This window comes from Pseudomonas sp. UBA3153, assembly GCF_002364635.1.
Lineage (GTDB): Bacteria > Pseudomonadota > Gammaproteobacteria > Pseudomonadales > Pseudomonadaceae > Pseudomonas_O > Pseudomonas_O kuykendallii.
Genome location: NZ_DEYR01000094.1, coordinates 87,723 through 103,848, shown reverse-complemented (window position 1 = coordinate 103,848; position 16,126 = coordinate 87,723). Strand labels below are relative to the sequence as shown.

The window sequence follows — 16,126 nt, the reverse complement described above, 5'->3', positions numbered from 1 at the left end:
CAGCCCAAAACTCACGTCAACCGCTTTTTCGAAAGAGTTTCGGCTGACAGATTTGCCTACATCTATATGGAAGAGTGAGCTAGGTACTGCCAGCAGCCCTGGGAGCCGCTTCCACAACTATATGTGTCGTGAACAGAATAAAAGCTACCGGTACGCCTTCGGTTGGGATACTCTGCATGAGAGCCGTGGGCGAGACTGCACCATAGGCCTTAAATTTTTCTGGAGTTGCACAATGGCTAATCGCCAAACTGGTACCGTTAAGTGGTTCAACGATGAAAAAGGCTTCGGCTTCATCACCCCGACTGATGGCTCTGCCGATCTGTTCGTACACTTCAAAGCCATTCAGAGTGATGGATTCAAAAGCCTGAAAGAAGGCCAGCAGGTCTCCTTCGTTCCCGCTAAGGGCCAGAAAGGCATGCAAGCCGAAGAAGTGCGCGTAGACTAAGTCTGCAGCTCTACTGAAAAAAGCCCCGCTCGCGGGGCTTTTTTTATGCCTGAAGAAACGCATCCGGTTACCAGGAAAGCCCGTAGCCAGGCCCCTGCGGACGAACTCTCCATGTCGGGGGTAGTCAGCTCTAGGGTGACCAACCCGGGAGCAGATGATGGAAATCAGTTTGGAAGGCCAGGTCGCCCTGGTTACCGGAGCCAGCTCCGGAATCGGCAAAGCTGCCGCCAAAGCGCTGGCCGACGCCGGCGCTGCAGTCGTAGTCAACTACAACTCACATGCCGAACCCGCCCAGCAGCTGGTCGCGGAGATCCAGGCGGCCGGCGGCAGGGCGATAGCCGTGGAAGCCGATGTCTCCAACGAGTCGGACGTCGAGCAGATGCTCAGGCAGACCCTGAACGAGTTCGGCAGGCTGGACATCCTGGTGGCGAACTCCGGCATGCAGCGCGACGCCGCAATTCTGGACATGACGCTGGAGGACTGGAACGCCGTCATCCAGGTCAACCTCACCGGTCAGTTCCTCTGCGCCCGGGCGGCCATCCGCCAGTTCGTGGCGCAGGGCATCGATTCCTCCATATCCCGCGCGGCCGGCAAGATCATCCATATGAGTTCGGTACACGAGCGCATCCCATGGGCGGGACATGTCAACTACGCCGCGTCCAAAGGGGGTGTCGACCTGCTCATGCGAAGCCTTGCGCAGGAGGTCTCCCATCAGCGCATACGCATCAATAGCGTGGCGCCTGGCGCCATCAGCACAGCGATAAATGAAGAGGTTACCCAAGGCGATGCGGCGGACAAGCTTCTCGAGCTGATTCCCTACGGCCGGATCGGAGCCGTCGAGGACGTAGCCAACGCGATCGTCTGGCTCGCCTCCGACGCCTCCGACTACGTGGTCGGCGCCAGCCTGTTCATCGATGGAGGCATGAGCCTCTACCCGGAGTTTCGTGATAATGGATGAAGCCCTCATGCAACGCCCTATCGAGGCTCACGGCATCATTGGCGACATGCAGACCGCCGCGCTGATCGCCGACGATGGCTGTATCGACTTCCTCTGCTGGCCGAACTTCGACAGCCCCACCATCTTCGCCTCCCTGCTGGACAGTCCGAAGGCCGGCGCCTTCGAGATCATTCCGGACATTCCCGCCCCTCGCCACCAACAGATCTACCTGCCCGACAGCAACATTCTGCAGACCCGCTGGCTAGGTGAAACGGCCATCGCCGAGGTAACCGACTTCATGCCGGTAGGCAACGAGCCGGGACCGCCGCGACTGATCCGTCAGGTCAACGCCGTGCGCGGCCAGATCAGATTCACGATACGTTGCGCCGTGCGACATGACTATGCACGCACCGAAACCCGCGCCGAGGCGGACGGCTCGGACGTATGCTTCCTGGCCGACGGAAAACCGACGCTTCGCCTTGCCGCCAGCTGCCCTCTGGTGATCGAGGATGCCGCCGCGCTGAGCGTCTTCGTCCTCGCCGAGGGCGAGAGCGTCCAACTGGTGCTGAGCGATGCGGACCACCAGCGGATGAATGCGGACGATGCCTCGCGCTGCCAACAGGAGACCCTCTCCTTCTGGCGCAACTGGGTTCACCGATCCAACTACCGCGGCCGTTGGCGCGAAGCCGTCGAGCGCTCCGCTCTCGCGCTCAAGCTGCTCACGTCGCGCAAACATGGCGCGATACTCGCCGCCGCCACCTTCGGGCTCCCGGAAGCGCCGGGCGGCTCGCGCAACTGGGATTACCGCTACACCTGGATCCGCGATGCGTCCTTCACGGTGTACGCGTTCATGCGCCTGGGCTATGTGGACGAAGCCAACGACTTCATGCGCTGGGTCGGCAAACGCGTCAGCGAATGCAAGCGTGGCGAGTTGCGCATCGTCTATCGGGCGGACGGGGAACGGGAACTCACCGAGGAATCCCTGCCCCACTTCGCCGGCCACGGCGGCGCCACTCCGGTTCTGATCGGCAACGATGCCTACGGTCAGGTTCAGTTGGATATCTATGGCGAACTTCTCGATGCCATTTACCTGGCCAACAAGTACGGCGAGGCCGTACCGCACGATGAGTGGCAGCACATCACTCGCCTCGTCGATCATGTCTGCGAACGCTGGCAACAGCCCGACGTGGGGATATGGGAGATGCGCGGCGAGGCGCAGCATTTCCTGCACTCCCGGGTGATGTGCTGGGTCGCGGTGGATCGCGCCATTCGACTTGCCAGCAAACGCTCGCTTCCCGCGCCGTTTCGCCAATGGGATGAAACCCGCCGGGCGATCCACGAAGACATCTGGAGCAATTTCTGGAACGAGGAACGCGGCCATTTCGTTCAGCGACTGGGCAGCACCGCGCTGGATGGCGCGATGCTGATGATGCCGCTGGTACGCTTCGTCAGCGCGACCGATTCCCGCTGGCTGGCAACGCTGGATGCCATCGGCGCATCGCTGGTCAGGGACGGGATGGTAAAGCGCTATCTGCCCAGCGACACGCCCTCGGACACCCTCGAGGGCGAGGAAGGCGCGTTCGCCGCCTGCTCTTTCTGGTACGTCGAATGCCTGGCCCGCGCGGGCCGCGTGGCGGAGGCGCACCTGGAGTTCGAGAAGCTGCTGAGTTACGCCAATCAGTTGGGTCTCTACGCCGAAGAGTTCGACGGACGCGCCCACCATCTCGGCAACATGCCCCAGGCGCTGACCCATCTGGCCTTGATAAGCGCCGCGACCTTCCTCGATCGCAAGCTGGATAAACGCGCGACGCTCTGGCAGCCCTGATGGGAGAGGTCCGCCACTCCGGCGGACCTTCCATCGATCGCATTCCGTTTGCCGAATGTCGGCGCCGCTGGTATCTGTACGGATAACCAGTTCCAAACGAATCCGATCCCGTGCCCACCGCAGTCATTCCCGCCTCCCTGTCGCCCGATGCTGAGCAACGCTACGTCGTAGCCGTGCGGGCGCTGTGCGAGTTCACCGCCAAATCCGGAGATCTCGACCTGCGCTTCACGCCCTCGCCAACCGCGAGCGAAGGCATGGCGGGACATGTGGCAGTGGCGTCGAGGCGCGGCGCGGGCTACCAGACCGAACTGACCCTGAACGGGGAGTACCGGCACCTTCGGGTACGCGGTCGCGCCGACGGCTACGACCCGCGGGCGAATCGTCTGGAGGAAGTGAAAACCTATCGCGGCGACCTGGCCCTACAGCCGGCCAATCATCGCGCCCTGCACTGGGCGCAGCTGAAGGTCTACGGCTGGTTGTTGTGCCGGCAACTGGACCTGCAGGAAATCGAACTGACCCTGGTGTACTTCGATATCGCCAGCCAGCGTGAGACCCTGATCGGCGAGCGGCACGCGGCGTCCGCACTGCGCGCGTTCTTCGAATTGCAGTGCCAGCGCTTCATTGCCTGGGCGGAACAGGAGGTCGCGCATCGCAAACGGCGTGACCTGGCGCTCGGCGCGCTGCGCTTTCCCCACGAAGCCTTTCGACGCGGACAGCGCCCGCTGGCCGAAACCGTCTACAAAGCCGCCTGCACTGGCACCCACCTGCTCGCCCAAGCACCAACGGGCATCGGTAAAACCCTCGGCACGCTGTTTCCGCAGCTCAAGGCGATGCCTGGCCAGCGGCTGGACAAGGTGTTCTTCCTCGCGGCGAAGTCTCCTGGCCGTCAGTTGGCCTTGCACAGCCTGCAAACCCTGCGCGGCGAGACGCAGCATCCACCCCTGCGCGTGCTCGAACTGGTGGCCCGCGACAAAGCCTGCGAGCACCCGGACAAAGCCTGCAACGGTGCATCCTGCCCGCTCGCCCAGGGCTTCTACGATCGCCTGCCGGCAGCGCGCGAAGCGGCGTTGACCGTGGCCTGGCTGGACCAGCAGGCGCTGCGGTGCGTGGCACTGGAGCATCGCATCTGCCCCTATTACCTGAGCCAGGAACTGACGCGCTGGGTCGATCTGGTGATCGGCGATTACAGCTACTACTTCGACCTTGGCGGCCTGCTGCACGGGCTGACCCAATCCAACGAATGGCGTATCGCCGTGCTGGTGGACGAAGCGCACAACCTGGTGGAGCGCGCTCGACAGATGTACAGCGCCGCGCTCGACCAGTCGCAGCTGGCCTCGATACGCCGCGAGGCACCCGCGCCCCTGAAGCGACCGCTGGACCGTGTCCATCGCCAATGGAACGCCCTGCATTCCGAGCAAATCGCGCCGTACCAGCGCCATGACGCGCTCCCAACGAAATTGCTGCAGGCCTTGCAGCAGGCAGGCTCGGCCCTGATGGACCATTTCAGCGAAGCCCCGTCGTCCATCGACCCGGCCCTGCAGGCCTTCTACTTCGACAGCTTGCAGTTCCTGCGCATCGCCGAGCTGTTCGGCGCCCATTCGTTGTTCGACGTGCACAAACGCGACATCGGCCGGCGCCGCAGCGCTTCGCTGCTGAACCTGCGCAACCTGGTACCGGCGCCCTTCCTGCAGCCGCGCTTCGAGGCCAGCCGCTCGACCGTCCTGTTCTCCGCGACACTCAGCCCGCAGCACTACTATCGAGAACTGCTGGGCTTGCCCGATACCTGCCGCTGGATCGATGTGGAGTCGCCGTTCGACCATCGGCAACTCCGGGTGACGGTGGTGGACGACCTGTCGACCCGCTATCTGCATCGACAGTCGTCCCTGCGCCCGATCGTCGAGCTGATCGGACAGCAGTTCGCCAACTGCGCAGGCAACTACCTGGCCTTCTTCAGCAGCTTCGATTACCTGCAGCAGGTGGCGCAGCTTTTGGCCGAGCGGTTTCCGCACATTCCGCAGTGGCAACAGTCGCGGCGCATGGACGAGCCCGCCCGCTCAGAGTTTCTCGCGCGCTTCACGCCGGACGGCCGCGGTATCGGCTTCGCCGTGCTCGGAGGCGCGTTCGGCGAGGGCATCGATCTGCCGGGCGAGCGCCTGATTGGCGCGTTCATCGCCACGCTCGGCCTGCCACAGCTGAACCCGGTCAACGAACAGATCAAGCTGCGTATGCAGCAGCTGTTCGGCGCCGGTTACGACTACACCTACCTCTACCCCGGCCTGCAGAAAGTAGTGCAGGCGGCGGGGCGGGTCATCCGCGGCCAGGATGATCGCGGGGTGGTGTATCTGATCGACGACCGCTTCGCCCAGCGCCAGGTACGCGCGTTGCTACCCGCCTGGTGGAGCGTCGCGTGCGCCTCGATCGCGGACTGTACCGCGACCGAGAATCGGCTCGACCCGGTGCCCGGCTAGCGGCAGTAACCCTCCTGGCCGCTGCGGACGATCAGGCAGTTGGACTTGTCGGCGAGCCATTTGAACCCAGTCTCCACGCCCTTTCCAGGCCGAATGGTCTGTTGCGCCCCATCACGGACGAAGCGGATTGTCTCGCCGTCGGCCTGCCCCGCGAACTCTGCCTGGCCGTCCAGATCGCTCTTGATGGTCAGTACGTAGTGCCCTTCCCCGCCCTCGGCATTCGCACGGATGTCGAGGAAGAGTCCCTCCGGGCCCAGCCAGCGACCGATCCAGCTGTCGGTGGGTGGCACCTGCGTGGCCGGCACGACCGCCGCCCGCTCGGGCACCGCCGTACTGGTTGCGGGTGCGGTGTCGCCGCCGCAACCCGCCAGGGTAACCAGCGTCATCATCGTGATGATCCGTTTCATGCGCGCCTCGCTGCCTGGGAAAGATGATCATGTCGAGCCCTCGATGCGCCTTGTCGTTCCCCAAACGGAGAACTAACCGCATCGCGCCCCTTCTACCGATCAGGTGCGGATCGTCTCCACAGGTAGAAAGGAACCCTCATGTCCATCTTGAAGATCGCCACGTTCAACATCAATGGCATCCGCTCGCGGCTGCCCATCCTGCTGGAATGGCTGGAGCGGGAAGCACCGGATATCGCCTGCCTGCAGGAGTTGAAAGCGCCGGACAAAGGCTTCCCCATCGATGACATAAGGGCCGCTGGCTATGGTGCGATCTGGCAGGGGCAGAGCTCATGGAATGGCGTGGCGATTCTCGCCAAGGGAATGGATCCGCTGGAAATCCGCCGTGGTTTGCCGGGAAACGAAAGCGACGGCCAGAGCCGCTATCTCGAGGCCGCGGCCCATGGGGTGATCGTCGCCAGCCTGTATCTGCCGAACGGAAACCCGCAGCCAGGCCCTAAATTCGACTACAAACTGGCCTGGTTCGAACACTTCATCGAACACGCCGCCGGTCTGCTGGAGAGCGATCACCCCGTCGTACTGGCGGGCGACTACAACGTCGTCCCCACTGACATGGACATCTACAACACGCGTTCCTGGCTGAACGACGCGCTCTTGCAGCCGGAAAGCCGCGCCTGCTACGAGCGCTTGCTGGAACAGGGATGGACCGACGCCCTGCGCACGCATTTTCCCGACGAGCGGATCTACACCTTCTGGGATTACTTCCGCCAGCACTGGCAAAAGAACTCGGGCCTGCGGATCGATCATTTGCTGCTCAGCCGCACGCTCTCACCCTGTTTGAGAGACGCTGGCGTGGACCGCTGGGTGAGGGATCTGCCCCATACCAGTGACCACGCACCGACGTGGATTTCGCTCGAGATGGACTGAAAAAAGACGGCCAAAGGGGCAGCTTGGGGACCGTAAAACAGCTACGTACTGACGTTCATTCGATAAAAAAGAGGATCGAGCGACGACTTTTTTCCAGCGAAAAACCCTTATTTTTAAGCGGTTAAAAAGCCTGGAAGGAAGCGAAAAAAGCTCGAGCAGTGGCCACGGGCCATACCGATTGTCGACTGAGCAGAAAAAAATTCATAACTCAGAAACACAACCTGATTATTAAAAAAATCGAGATATAGGAGTGATCTTCGCCGATACCGCTTCGATTTAAGCGAAACGGCGAAGTCTTGAAATTCCCGAGATTTTGCTATTTCGAGAGACGCAGAAAAAGTACGTGGAGCTATTCTGCGACGAGACAGTCGAAGCGTTTGCAGGCACCCGCCCCACGGGCGTTTAAGCGGAACGACAGGCGGCCGAATCTTCTTCGAGCAAATGCTCAAATTTGATGATACTTTCGGGATGGCGGAACGCCACAGTCAGATAACCGACTACCTGGCACCAATACGCCAACCGAATGACACCGCCTGGCTGAGCAGGCTAAAAGTAAGCCAACTTAAGGATGACTGACATGAGCTTCGCTGACTCGATGATCGACCTCGACTCCATGAACTCCGACGGCGTCGAAATCAATAAAATTCGTATTCCGTTCTTTTCCAGAATCATCGCAAAAGTTGCCTCGCTCATGCCAGCCACGAAGTTGAGCAGCGGTCTTCGCCTTGAACTTCAAAGTCATAAGCAGCACCTCGGTCGCGGGATCTAGATCGGTCCGGGACGGTATGTATTTTTATAAACCATTTTTGAAAGGATATCCATCATGAGTTTCGCCGCCTCGATTTGCGATCTTGATACCATGAACTCGGCCGTTGCCAAAATCAACCATGTTCAGCTGACTTCCTTCAAAAAAATTCTTCGCAGCGTCGTCGCACTCGTATCGACCTCTACTTCGCGCGAAATAAACCAAACGCAAAAAATTGGCAAGCCCGACATCGGGCGTGAATCGAATCAGAGCAAGAACTCCTGATCAAGTTCCATAACATAACCTCACAGAAAATCAAAGGACGAACGCCATGAGCTTTGCAGACTCGATGAATTCCCTGGACGCCATGAACGACGACGAAGTAGTGATCAATGAAATCCGCCTGCCGTCGGTCAAGAGCCTTGCCCTGAAAGTTATCTCGTTGTTCAAGCCGGGCAATACGGTCGATGCCTCGCGCGCCCAGTACATCCAACAACCGAACATCAGCCAGCACTCCTGACTTTCTTTGAAACCAGCAAGGATGACCAACATGAGCTTTGCAGATTCGATGAACTCCCTGGACGCCATGAATGACGACGAAGTTGTAATCAACTCCATTCGACTGCCGTCCGTGAAAGTTCTTTTTGCCAGAATCGTTTCGCTCTTCAAACCGGAACAAACCGTCGACCTGTCTGCCAGCCAGCGTCAGCAACACGGCCTCCAGCAGCTCTAGATCAAGACTGAACTTGCCCTTAACCACGAAAAGGATGACCGCCATGAGCTTTGCAGATTCGATGAATTCGCTGGACGCCATGAACGACGACGACGTTGTGATCAACGAGATTCGCCTGCCGTCGATCAAGGTTCTTCTTGCAAGGATGATTGCCTCCCTCAAACCGGCACCGCGACTCGTAGAGCCGGCCAGCCAGCACCTGGGCCACGTTCAGCAGTCCTGATCACCCTCGACAATCCCAACTACGGAAGGACGATTACCATGAGCTTTGCAGATTCGATGAACTCGCTGGACGCCATGAACGACGACGAAATCGTGATCAACGAGATTCGCCTGCCCTCGTTCAAAACCATCGTGCTCAAGTTCGTTTCGCTGTTCAAACCCGAGCGCAACCCGGTTCTCGGCAACGCAACGGTCCAACAGCAGAACTTAGGCCAGCCGTTGTAATTTGATAAACCACTCGATGGACAATTGGGAGATACATCCATGAGCTTTGCGGACTCGATGCAATCGATGGACGAGATGAATGGCGATGACGTTCGGATCAACGAACTTACTCTACCGCTTGCAGGAAAGATCAGGGCAATGTTTACCGCGCTATTGACCGGCCATAGCCAATTTCGTGCACGCGTGAACGAAAACCATATTGCGACAAATCCTACGCCACAGACCTGAGTTACCCGCGCAGGTTATGCGCGAGCGAGTAAGCCACCCAGAACATGGGTTGGATTTATCGTTCATTGAAATTGATATCGGAAATCCAAGTGATTTCTGGAGTGGTCATCCGAGAGCTTTAAGCGACTACTGAGCATCGCCTTTGTGACTTTGGAAAAGATATCGCGAAACTGGAAGCGTCCACTGCTACGGACCCCGATTTCGTATTACATGCCCGTCGACTCGAGACGATAGATCGAGAGAACTTCCGTCGCTCCAGCAGGGTTTGCTCTATGCAGTCATGGAACATCGGCCGAATAACAGCTTGCGGTCCGGATGTGGTTGTTTATCCGCCTGGGTAGTTGGTAAATATCCTCTACGCATCTCGAAATCTATTCATGGAAACCTGGATATTCTTCCTGGATTGACACTCCTCGCCCAATCTCTCGGGACTGGTCAGAACATTAACTCTGATCCCGGAAAGCACCCGCCATCTAATTAGCCAGTATCGCGCACGGATATTATCGTCATGCGTTAACACGCGACGTAAACAGTGGCGCTCGGTTTATATGAGTATTTCCAACCAGACGCTGCCTGGCGTCCGTGTACATCAAGTACGAGCCGATAGGCGAATCCGCCATTCACCGATAGCGCTCATGGCGTGGCTAGCGGATCCCCGCGAGATGCTGGAGCGCGTGGAAGCAGCCGCTGGCCACTGCCACGGCTCCCCGCGTGATGTTGAGACTGCCCCCTGCGTCACAGTTGGCAAGGGTGAAGCGCGATGAAGAGGCCGTAAGCAGCTGATTATCACAGCGGTAAGCCTACGGCGAGGCGGCACGCCTACGCGCCGCTCGCACCGCGGAAGCGAATCGAGGCGATCCGCCCAGGGCAATTGGACAGGGGCAAGGCACCGGCAGGGGTGGCTCCTGCTCCCTTGTCACAGTCAGCCGGCGCTCAATGCGCCTCAATGATGGCCAGCTCGAAAAGCGCTTCGAGTCCCTGCTGTTCCTCCATACTCCAGATGCATTCGAGCAGCTTGTCGATCCGCTCGGCGCCCAGGAGAGGACAGAGAAGCGTCCGAAACTTGTTTTCGAAGTCTTCATCGTCCATCGGCGTAGCGAGCGAGCCCCGCGCGGCGTTGACCTGTTTGGTGAGGGTCTCACCCGAGGTCAGCTCGATGGTCACCCGGTTGGGAATCTGCGCCGGAAACAGCGCGGTCAGCTCCTCGTTGGGGTACACACTGATCTTGTCCATGAACGCCAGCACGCTGGGTTCGCCAAGCTTTTTCGGGGCGAAGGACGAAGCGGTTATCTGCCCGTCGAGCAAGGCCCTCGCCACGGCGTAGGGCAAGCTATGGTCCGCCGTTTCACGGCTGGCGGGCCGCCATTTTTCCGGGTCCTTGCCGAGGATCCGGTAGCCCACCTCGGTGGTGTCGATGCGCACGGCGCGTATGACTCCGAGGTCACCGAGCTGGCTGCGCAGTTCCAGCGCGGCCCATACCGCGGTCTGCATTTCACCCTGCATCGGCAGCAGCTTGGTCAACGTATTAAGGATGCGGAAGTCGCCATTCTCGGCGTTGCCGAACTGCTGGACATCGAGCTGGAAGGCGCCGGTGATCTGCTTCATGAAGCCCATCTCGCCCTCGAAGATTGGCGATGGCCCGGTCACGCCGTGGCGCGCCAGCAGCGCGGAAAATACGCCGTTGCGGGCGGCATTGGCGGCCGAGCAACCTTTCCATGCCGACAGTTCGCCCGCGCGTACCTGGCGCAGGGCGATATGCCCGTTCACCGCGATGTTGATGGCGTGCGCCAGTTGCTCCTGGCTCAGTTTCATCAGCCGCCCGGCGGCCACCGTGGCTGAGACCAGCACGTAGTTCACGTGGTCCCAGCCGAGGCGATAGAGGTTGGCGGCGTCCTGCAGGCGGCATTGCACTTCATAGGCCAGCACGATGGCGACGATCAGCTCCCGGCCCGAGGCGCCCTCGGCTTCGGCAACCGCCAGGCAGGTGGGAATGTTGTCGCTGGGATGGCCCAGTTCCTTGGCGATGTAGCCGTCATTGAAATCGTAATAGCGCACCATGGCGCCATTCACGAATGCGGCCATATCGACGCTGGTTTTCTGCGCCGTGCCGAGCACGCTCGACGAGTCGAGGAGCACGCTGCCGGCGAAGCGGCGCAAGTCGGCGACCACCGTTTCGTCGAAGCTGCCCAGGGCGCAACCAAGGCTGTCGACCATGCGTTGTTTGACCTTGTGCACCACCGCGGCGGGCAGGTCGTCGTAGCGAAGTGTCAAGGCGTAGTGGCTGAGTTGTTCTGCCAGGTTCATAGAAGGTTTCCAGAAAGAGAGGGACTGGCTGTTCAAGACATCACGCGCGCCGGCTGGCGAGCGCCTCGGTAAGGACGTTGGCCCACTGCGCGCCGTGCATGTCCCGGTCCTGCAGCGAACCCTGCACTACCGGGCGCGGCAGGCTGATCTTGATCACGTTCAGCGCCTCCAGGCGGAACACCCTCACCTGCTGCGGGTCGCCGTGCAGCATCTCCGCCATCGCGGGCTCGGCCAGGCGCGGCTCCTGGCTCAGCTGGCGGAAAACCTCGGTATTCGCGCAGAAGATGTCGAAGGTGAGCCAGTAAGGCCCGGCGTTTTTCGAACGGATCTCGTAACCCTGGGAATGGCTCATGCTCAAGCTCCTGTAGTGGTGATGTCGAAACGGAACGGCGCCAACGGATCCTCGATCACCATCACGTGGTTGAGCATGAATTCGTAGGCGGGGCCGCGATCCATGGACGGGGGCGACAGCGGAAACGCGTGGGACGGCAGCTCCTTGTCGTCGGGCAGCGGGAAATGCAGCAGATACGGGTTGAGCAAGGCGATGATGTCCTGCGTCCGCGAGGCCTGCGGGGTGGTCACGATGGCCAGAACACCGATCTCCACCGGCTGGCCGACCTGGCTCTCCAGATCGCCGAGCGCCGAGTTCTTGCCGATGGCGCGGAACTGCAGGTCGTAATCCGCCGGGCCGATGTCGAGGTTCTTCTCGATGCGCTTGCGCATGACCTGGTCCAGCGAGGCCAGCCATTCGTCGAAGCGGGCGATGTATTCCGGGCCACGCACCAGGCTCAGGAGTACCGATTGGTACCCCGCCACCGCGGCGCCTTCGAGCTTCACCGTGTAGTGCTCGCTGGTGGTCCACAGCGAACCTTCGACCCGCACCCTCTTCTCGTCGATCGCGTGGTAGCGCGCCGCCTCGACGTTCAACACGCCACCCGGCTCCACCAGTACATTGGGGTTGCTGTTCTCGTAGAGCATGTGCGCCATGACCGAATGTGGCGTGGCTCGCGCCTGGTCGCCCACCGCGATCAGGGTGAATCCGCCGTCATCGATCTCGGCAATCACCATCGCCTCGGTTGGCGTGGTGGTGCACTGCGGACCGCACTCCAGGGTCTTGCCGGCGTGCCAGGCGGGGCCCGCCGGTGCGCCATGCAGGATGGGGAAGCAGGCCAGCACCGCGGTGTCGGTGGCGCGCCCGGCGAGGACGATGTCAGCGCCCTGCTCGAGCGCATGGATGAACGGCTCGACTCCCATTACCGCGACGATCCGCGAGCAGCGCTCGATGTGCGCCTGGTCGATCGGCCGCACCGGGTTCAACGGCAGTATCCGTCCGTCCGCCAGGGCCTGGGTCACTGTGGCGGTGTTCTGTTCGCTATAGATAGCGGCGATCTTCACGGTCTGCTGCAGCTCGGCCGCGATCTCCAGGCACAGACCGCGCACCAGGTCCACGCCGGCATCGGAACCACAGGTGCCACAGCTGCCGATGATCAGCGGCACGCCGAGTTCGGCGCGGGCACGCATGTAGGTTTGCAATTCGGCCTTGAGCACGATGGCCGAGCTCTTGCTCTTGCCGGTGCCCAGGTAATAGGGGCCGGAGTCGGTGGAGCCGGCGTCCATGGCGATCACGTCCGGCTTCTCCAGCAGCGCCTGCTGGAAGATGTCCTGGCGTAGCCCGGAGCCCATGCCCCCGGTCGGGGCGAGCACCTTGATGGATTTTTTCATGGTCGTTCCTCTGTCGAAGGGTGCCGCCTCGCCCGCGCTTGCAGGGCCGGCGAGGCTGGCTTTTTTGCGGCAAGCCGCTGCCTGTCCCCCCGGCATTCGCCAGGGGGCGCTGTGAGTCGTGGAACGGGGGCGCTAGCTGATGGCGCCGGTCGCCAGGGCGGAAAGAATCAGTACCGCCGAACTGCCCAGCGCCCAGCCGAGGCAGTAGCGCTGCAGGTCACCGACCTCCCGTTGCAGCAGCCCGCTGAGCAGGTAGGACGCCGCCAACAGTGGGCTCAAGGCGTGCACGGGCTGGCCCAGCACGGAGGCGCGGGCGATGTGCAGCGGGTCGACCCCGTATTGCGCGCCGGCGCCACCGAGGATCGGCAGGATGCCGAAGAAGAAGGCGTCGTTGGACATGAAGAAGGTGAAGGGAATCCCCGCCAGTGCGGTGATCACGCTCATGTACGGTCCGGCGCCCTCGGGCAGCACGCCAAGGAACGCCTGGGACATGCCGTCGACCATTCCCGACCCGCTGAGGATGCCGGTGAAGGCTCCGGCCGCGAAGATCAGGGCGATCACGTTCAACACGCTCTCCGAATGGGCGGCGATGCGCTCCTTCTGGTCCTGCAGCCGTGGGTAGTTGATCACCAGCGCCAGCGCCAGGGCGACCATCATCAGCACCGGCAGCGGTCCGAGCCCCAGCCCCATGGATGCCACCAGCCCGAGGGTCAATGCCAGGTTTATCCAGAACAGCCGCGGGCGATGGCTGGGTTTCGGCTCGCGCACCAGATGCGCACTGGCCACTCCGGCGCCCCCCGGCGTCCAACCCAGACGCTTGCGCTCGCGCAGGCCCAGCCACCAGGCGGCGACGAAGGCATAGGCCAGGCCGATCACGACGGTAGGCAGCAGGCCGGTGAACACATCCATCGCATCCAGGTGCAGCGCGCTGGCGGCCCGGGCGGTGGGCCCGCCCCAGGGCACCACGTTGATCACGGTGTTGGTCAGCAGCAGCATCACCGCCAGGATCAGCGGGTTCATGCCCATGCGCAGGTACACCGGCAGAAAGGCGCTGACCACCACCAGCACCGTGGTGGAGCCGTCGCCGTCCAGGGAAATCAACGCCGACAGCGCGGCCGTTCCCAGTGTGATGCGCAACGGATCGTTACCCACCATGCGCATGATCCGCCTGATTGCCGGCTCGAACAGGCCGGCGTCGAACATCACCGCGAAGAACAGGATGGCGAACATCAACATCATCGCGGTGGGCGCCACCTTGACCATGCCCCCCATCACCATCTCGCCCAGTTGCGGACCGAGGCCGAGTGCGAGCCCGAAAACCACCGGCACCAGGATCAGCGCAACGATTGCCGACAATCGTTTGCTGAGAATCAGCGCCATGAACACCAACACCATGCCGAAACCAACCCAAGCCATTTTCTTATCCTTGTTTTTATGAAAGCTGCTTGCTGATGCCGCCTGTAGCGAGGAACGCCCCCCCGCCACGAATGCATCAATGGCGGGAAAAATAAACATGGATAGATTTTGTGTAAATCTGTATTTTTTTTGTCCACCAACGTTTCAAAATGCGCCGATATTCCCATTGATCCGCCAGCTACCAGGCTCTCGGGTCTGCCAGCAAGCCACCTCAGATGCGAGGCTCAAATGCCTACCCAAGACGAGCTGTACCTGTCCGCCGAAGAAGCCGCCAGCCTGCTCGGCGTCAACCTGCCCACGCTCTATGCCTACGTCGGACGCAAGAACATCCGCTCGATCAAGGTGGAGGGTTCGCGCAAGCGCCGCTATTGGGCGGCGGACATCCAGCGCCTGACCAAAGGTGTGAAGACGCCCGACGGCAGCGCCGGCAAGCGCGTTGCCGGGGACTCCAGTTCGCTCACCCTGCTCACCGAAAACGGCCTCTACTACCGTGGGCGGGACATCACCGAACTGGTGGAAACGGCGACCGTGGAAGAAGTCGCGGAGATGTTCTGGCAGGTTCCCGGCGCCTTCGGCAGCACGCTCCCGCACATGCCGCCGGGCGTATTGCCGCTGCTCGAGCTGTACAGCCATACGACGGTGATCGAGAAAGCCATCGCGCTGTTCCCCCTGGTGGAGCGCGAGAATCCCAAGGCGTTCGATCTGTCCCCCGAGGGCTATGCACGGACCGGTGCCGACGTGGTGCGCTGGTTCGCCGCCCTGGTCGTCGGCACCGCCGCACCGGATACCCGGCCGCTGCACGAGTTCATCGCCGCTTCTCGCGGCGTGGACGCGCACTACGCCGACCTGATCCGACGCATGCTGATCCTTTGCATCGACCATGAACTGGACCACTCCACGTACAGCGTGCGCGCCGCAGCCAACACCGGCGTCACGCCTTACTACGCGGTGATCACCGGCCTGGCGGCGTCGCGCGGGCGACGCATGGCCTATGGCCGCAGCGAGGCGGTCGGACGCCTGGTCGATGAAGTGTGCACGGCGAAGGACCCCTCCGACCCCATTCTTCAGCACTACAGCCAGGGCGGCGACATTCCGGGCTTCTGCGCCAACGTGCACCGCATCGCCGATCCACGCGCCATCAGCCTGAAAACCACACTCGACGACATGTTCGCCGACGACCCGGAATACCGTCGCCTGCTCAAGGCCATGAGCGTGGCCGAAGAGCTGGTGCAACGCCCGGTGGAATTCATCCTGCTGGTCAGTTTCGTCGGGCGCAAATTCAACCTGGTCGGTCAGGAACTGGCGCTGGCCGCGGTCGCCCGGCTGATAGGCTGGATCGCTCACGCCAGCGAGCAGTACAACCAGCAACCGATGGTTCGCCATCGCGCCCGCTACACCGGCGCCCTTCCCGGTTAAGCCGCCCCTCAGACACCGGCGGCAATCCTGCCGCCGCGCGCCCTTCCCTTGCCCGTCGCTTGCCTCGATACGCCACGCAAACGGACGCGATAGGTGTACGAATTCCGTA

The 16,126-nt window shown here is 61.5% G+C and carries 18 protein-coding genes; 13 read left to right on the top strand and 5 right to left on the bottom strand.

Features of this window, described 5'->3' with window-relative positions:
* The first annotated feature begins 232 nt into the window (after nt 1-232).
* From B2X67_RS19540 to B2X67_RS19525, 4 genes are all read left to right on the top strand, one after another.
* A complete protein-coding gene (locus tag B2X67_RS19540; RefSeq protein ID WP_090231094.1) occupies nt 233-445 on the top strand; it encodes a cold-shock protein in 213 nt (70 codons plus the stop codon).
* A 157-nt stretch (nt 446-602) separates the two neighbouring features.
* Nucleotides 603-1,403, top strand: a complete 801-nt coding sequence (locus B2X67_RS19535) for a glucose 1-dehydrogenase (protein ID WP_286786518.1) — start codon at nt 603-605, stop codon at nt 1,401-1,403.
* 7 nt (nt 1,404-1,410) lie between these two features.
* A complete protein-coding gene (locus B2X67_RS19530; protein WP_286786517.1) occupies nt 1,411-3,207 on the top strand; it encodes a glycoside hydrolase family 15 protein in 1,797 nt (598 codons plus the stop codon).
* Between the two features lie 110 nt (nt 3,208-3,317).
* Complete coding sequence (locus B2X67_RS19525) at nt 3,318-5,675, top strand: ATP-dependent DNA helicase (protein ID WP_286786516.1); 2,358 nt, start codon at nt 3,318-3,320, stop codon at nt 5,673-5,675.
* Here B2X67_RS19525 and B2X67_RS19520 read toward each other — a convergent pair.
* Complete coding sequence (locus B2X67_RS19520) at nt 5,672-6,082, bottom strand: hypothetical protein (protein ID WP_286786515.1); 411 nt, start codon at nt 6,080-6,082, stop codon at nt 5,672-5,674. The two genes, B2X67_RS19525 and B2X67_RS19520, sit on opposite strands and share 4 nt — an antisense overlap.
* Before the next feature lie 138 nt (nt 6,083-6,220).
* Between B2X67_RS19520 and B2X67_RS19515 the strand changes: the two genes are divergently transcribed.
* The 8 genes from B2X67_RS19515 (at nt 6,221) to B2X67_RS19480 (ending at nt 9,159) form a co-directional block, all read left to right on the top strand.
* A complete protein-coding gene (locus B2X67_RS19515) occupies nt 6,221-7,006 on the top strand; it encodes an exodeoxyribonuclease III (RefSeq protein ID WP_286786514.1) in 786 nt (261 codons plus the stop codon).
* A 577-nt stretch (nt 7,007-7,583) separates the two neighbouring features.
* On the top strand, nt 7,584-7,775 hold the full coding sequence (locus B2X67_RS19510) for a hypothetical protein (protein WP_090231099.1): 192 nt from the start codon (nt 7,584-7,586) through the stop codon (nt 7,773-7,775).
* 54 nt (nt 7,776-7,829) lie between these two features.
* Complete coding sequence (locus B2X67_RS19505; protein WP_273234401.1) at nt 7,830-8,036, top strand: hypothetical protein; 207 nt, start codon at nt 7,830-7,832, stop codon at nt 8,034-8,036.
* A 46-nt stretch (nt 8,037-8,082) separates the two neighbouring features.
* A complete protein-coding gene (locus B2X67_RS19500) occupies nt 8,083-8,271 on the top strand; it encodes a hypothetical protein (protein ID WP_286786513.1) in 189 nt (62 codons plus the stop codon).
* Between the two features lie 30 nt (nt 8,272-8,301).
* Nucleotides 8,302-8,484 carry a hypothetical protein gene (locus B2X67_RS19495; protein ID WP_273234397.1) on the top strand — a complete coding sequence of 61 codons (183 nt, stop codon included), beginning with the start codon at nt 8,302-8,304 and terminating at the stop codon, nt 8,482-8,484.
* A 43-nt stretch (nt 8,485-8,527) separates the two neighbouring features.
* Nucleotides 8,528-8,707 (top strand): hypothetical protein, encoded by a 180-nt coding sequence (locus B2X67_RS19490; RefSeq protein ID WP_139210745.1) that lies wholly within the window; start codon nt 8,528-8,530, stop codon nt 8,705-8,707.
* A 38-nt stretch (nt 8,708-8,745) separates the two neighbouring features.
* Nucleotides 8,746-8,931, top strand: coding sequence for a hypothetical protein (locus tag B2X67_RS19485; RefSeq protein ID WP_273234395.1), 186 nt, complete (start codon nt 8,746-8,748; stop codon nt 8,929-8,931).
* 39 nt (nt 8,932-8,970) lie between these two features.
* Nucleotides 8,971-9,159 (top strand): hypothetical protein, encoded by a 189-nt coding sequence (locus B2X67_RS19480; RefSeq protein WP_273234394.1) that lies wholly within the window; start codon nt 8,971-8,973, stop codon nt 9,157-9,159.
* Between the two features lie 933 nt (nt 9,160-10,092).
* On the opposite strand, the gene B2X67_RS19475 is transcribed toward B2X67_RS19480, so the two are convergent.
* The 4 genes from B2X67_RS19475 to B2X67_RS19460 form a co-directional block, all read right to left on the bottom strand.
* Entirely contained in the window at nt 10,093-11,463 is a 1,371-nt protein-coding gene (locus tag B2X67_RS19475) for an MmgE/PrpD family protein (protein ID WP_286786512.1), read from the bottom strand.
* Nucleotides 11,464-11,503: 40 nt separating this feature from the next.
* A complete protein-coding gene (locus tag B2X67_RS19470; RefSeq protein ID WP_273234391.1) occupies nt 11,504-11,815 on the bottom strand; it encodes a DUF4387 family protein in 312 nt (103 codons plus the stop codon).
* 2 nt (nt 11,816-11,817) lie between these two features.
* The gene (locus B2X67_RS19465; protein WP_286786511.1) at nt 11,818-13,185 is read right to left on the bottom strand and encodes an acyclic terpene utilization AtuA family protein; all 1,368 of its coding nucleotides are present in this window, start codon (nt 13,183-13,185) and stop codon (nt 11,818-11,820) included.
* A gap of 132 nt (nt 13,186-13,317) precedes the next feature.
* On the bottom strand, nt 13,318-14,601 hold the full coding sequence (locus tag B2X67_RS19460; RefSeq protein ID WP_286786510.1) for a CitMHS family transporter: 1,284 nt from the start codon (nt 14,599-14,601) through the stop codon (nt 13,318-13,320).
* Between the two features lie 228 nt (nt 14,602-14,829).
* Here B2X67_RS19460 and B2X67_RS19455 point away from each other — a divergent pair, with 228 nt between their 5' ends.
* Entirely contained in the window at nt 14,830-16,017 is a 1,188-nt protein-coding gene (locus tag B2X67_RS19455) for a citrate synthase (protein ID WP_286786509.1), read from the top strand.
* The last annotated feature ends 109 nt before the right edge of the window (nt 16,018-16,126 follow it).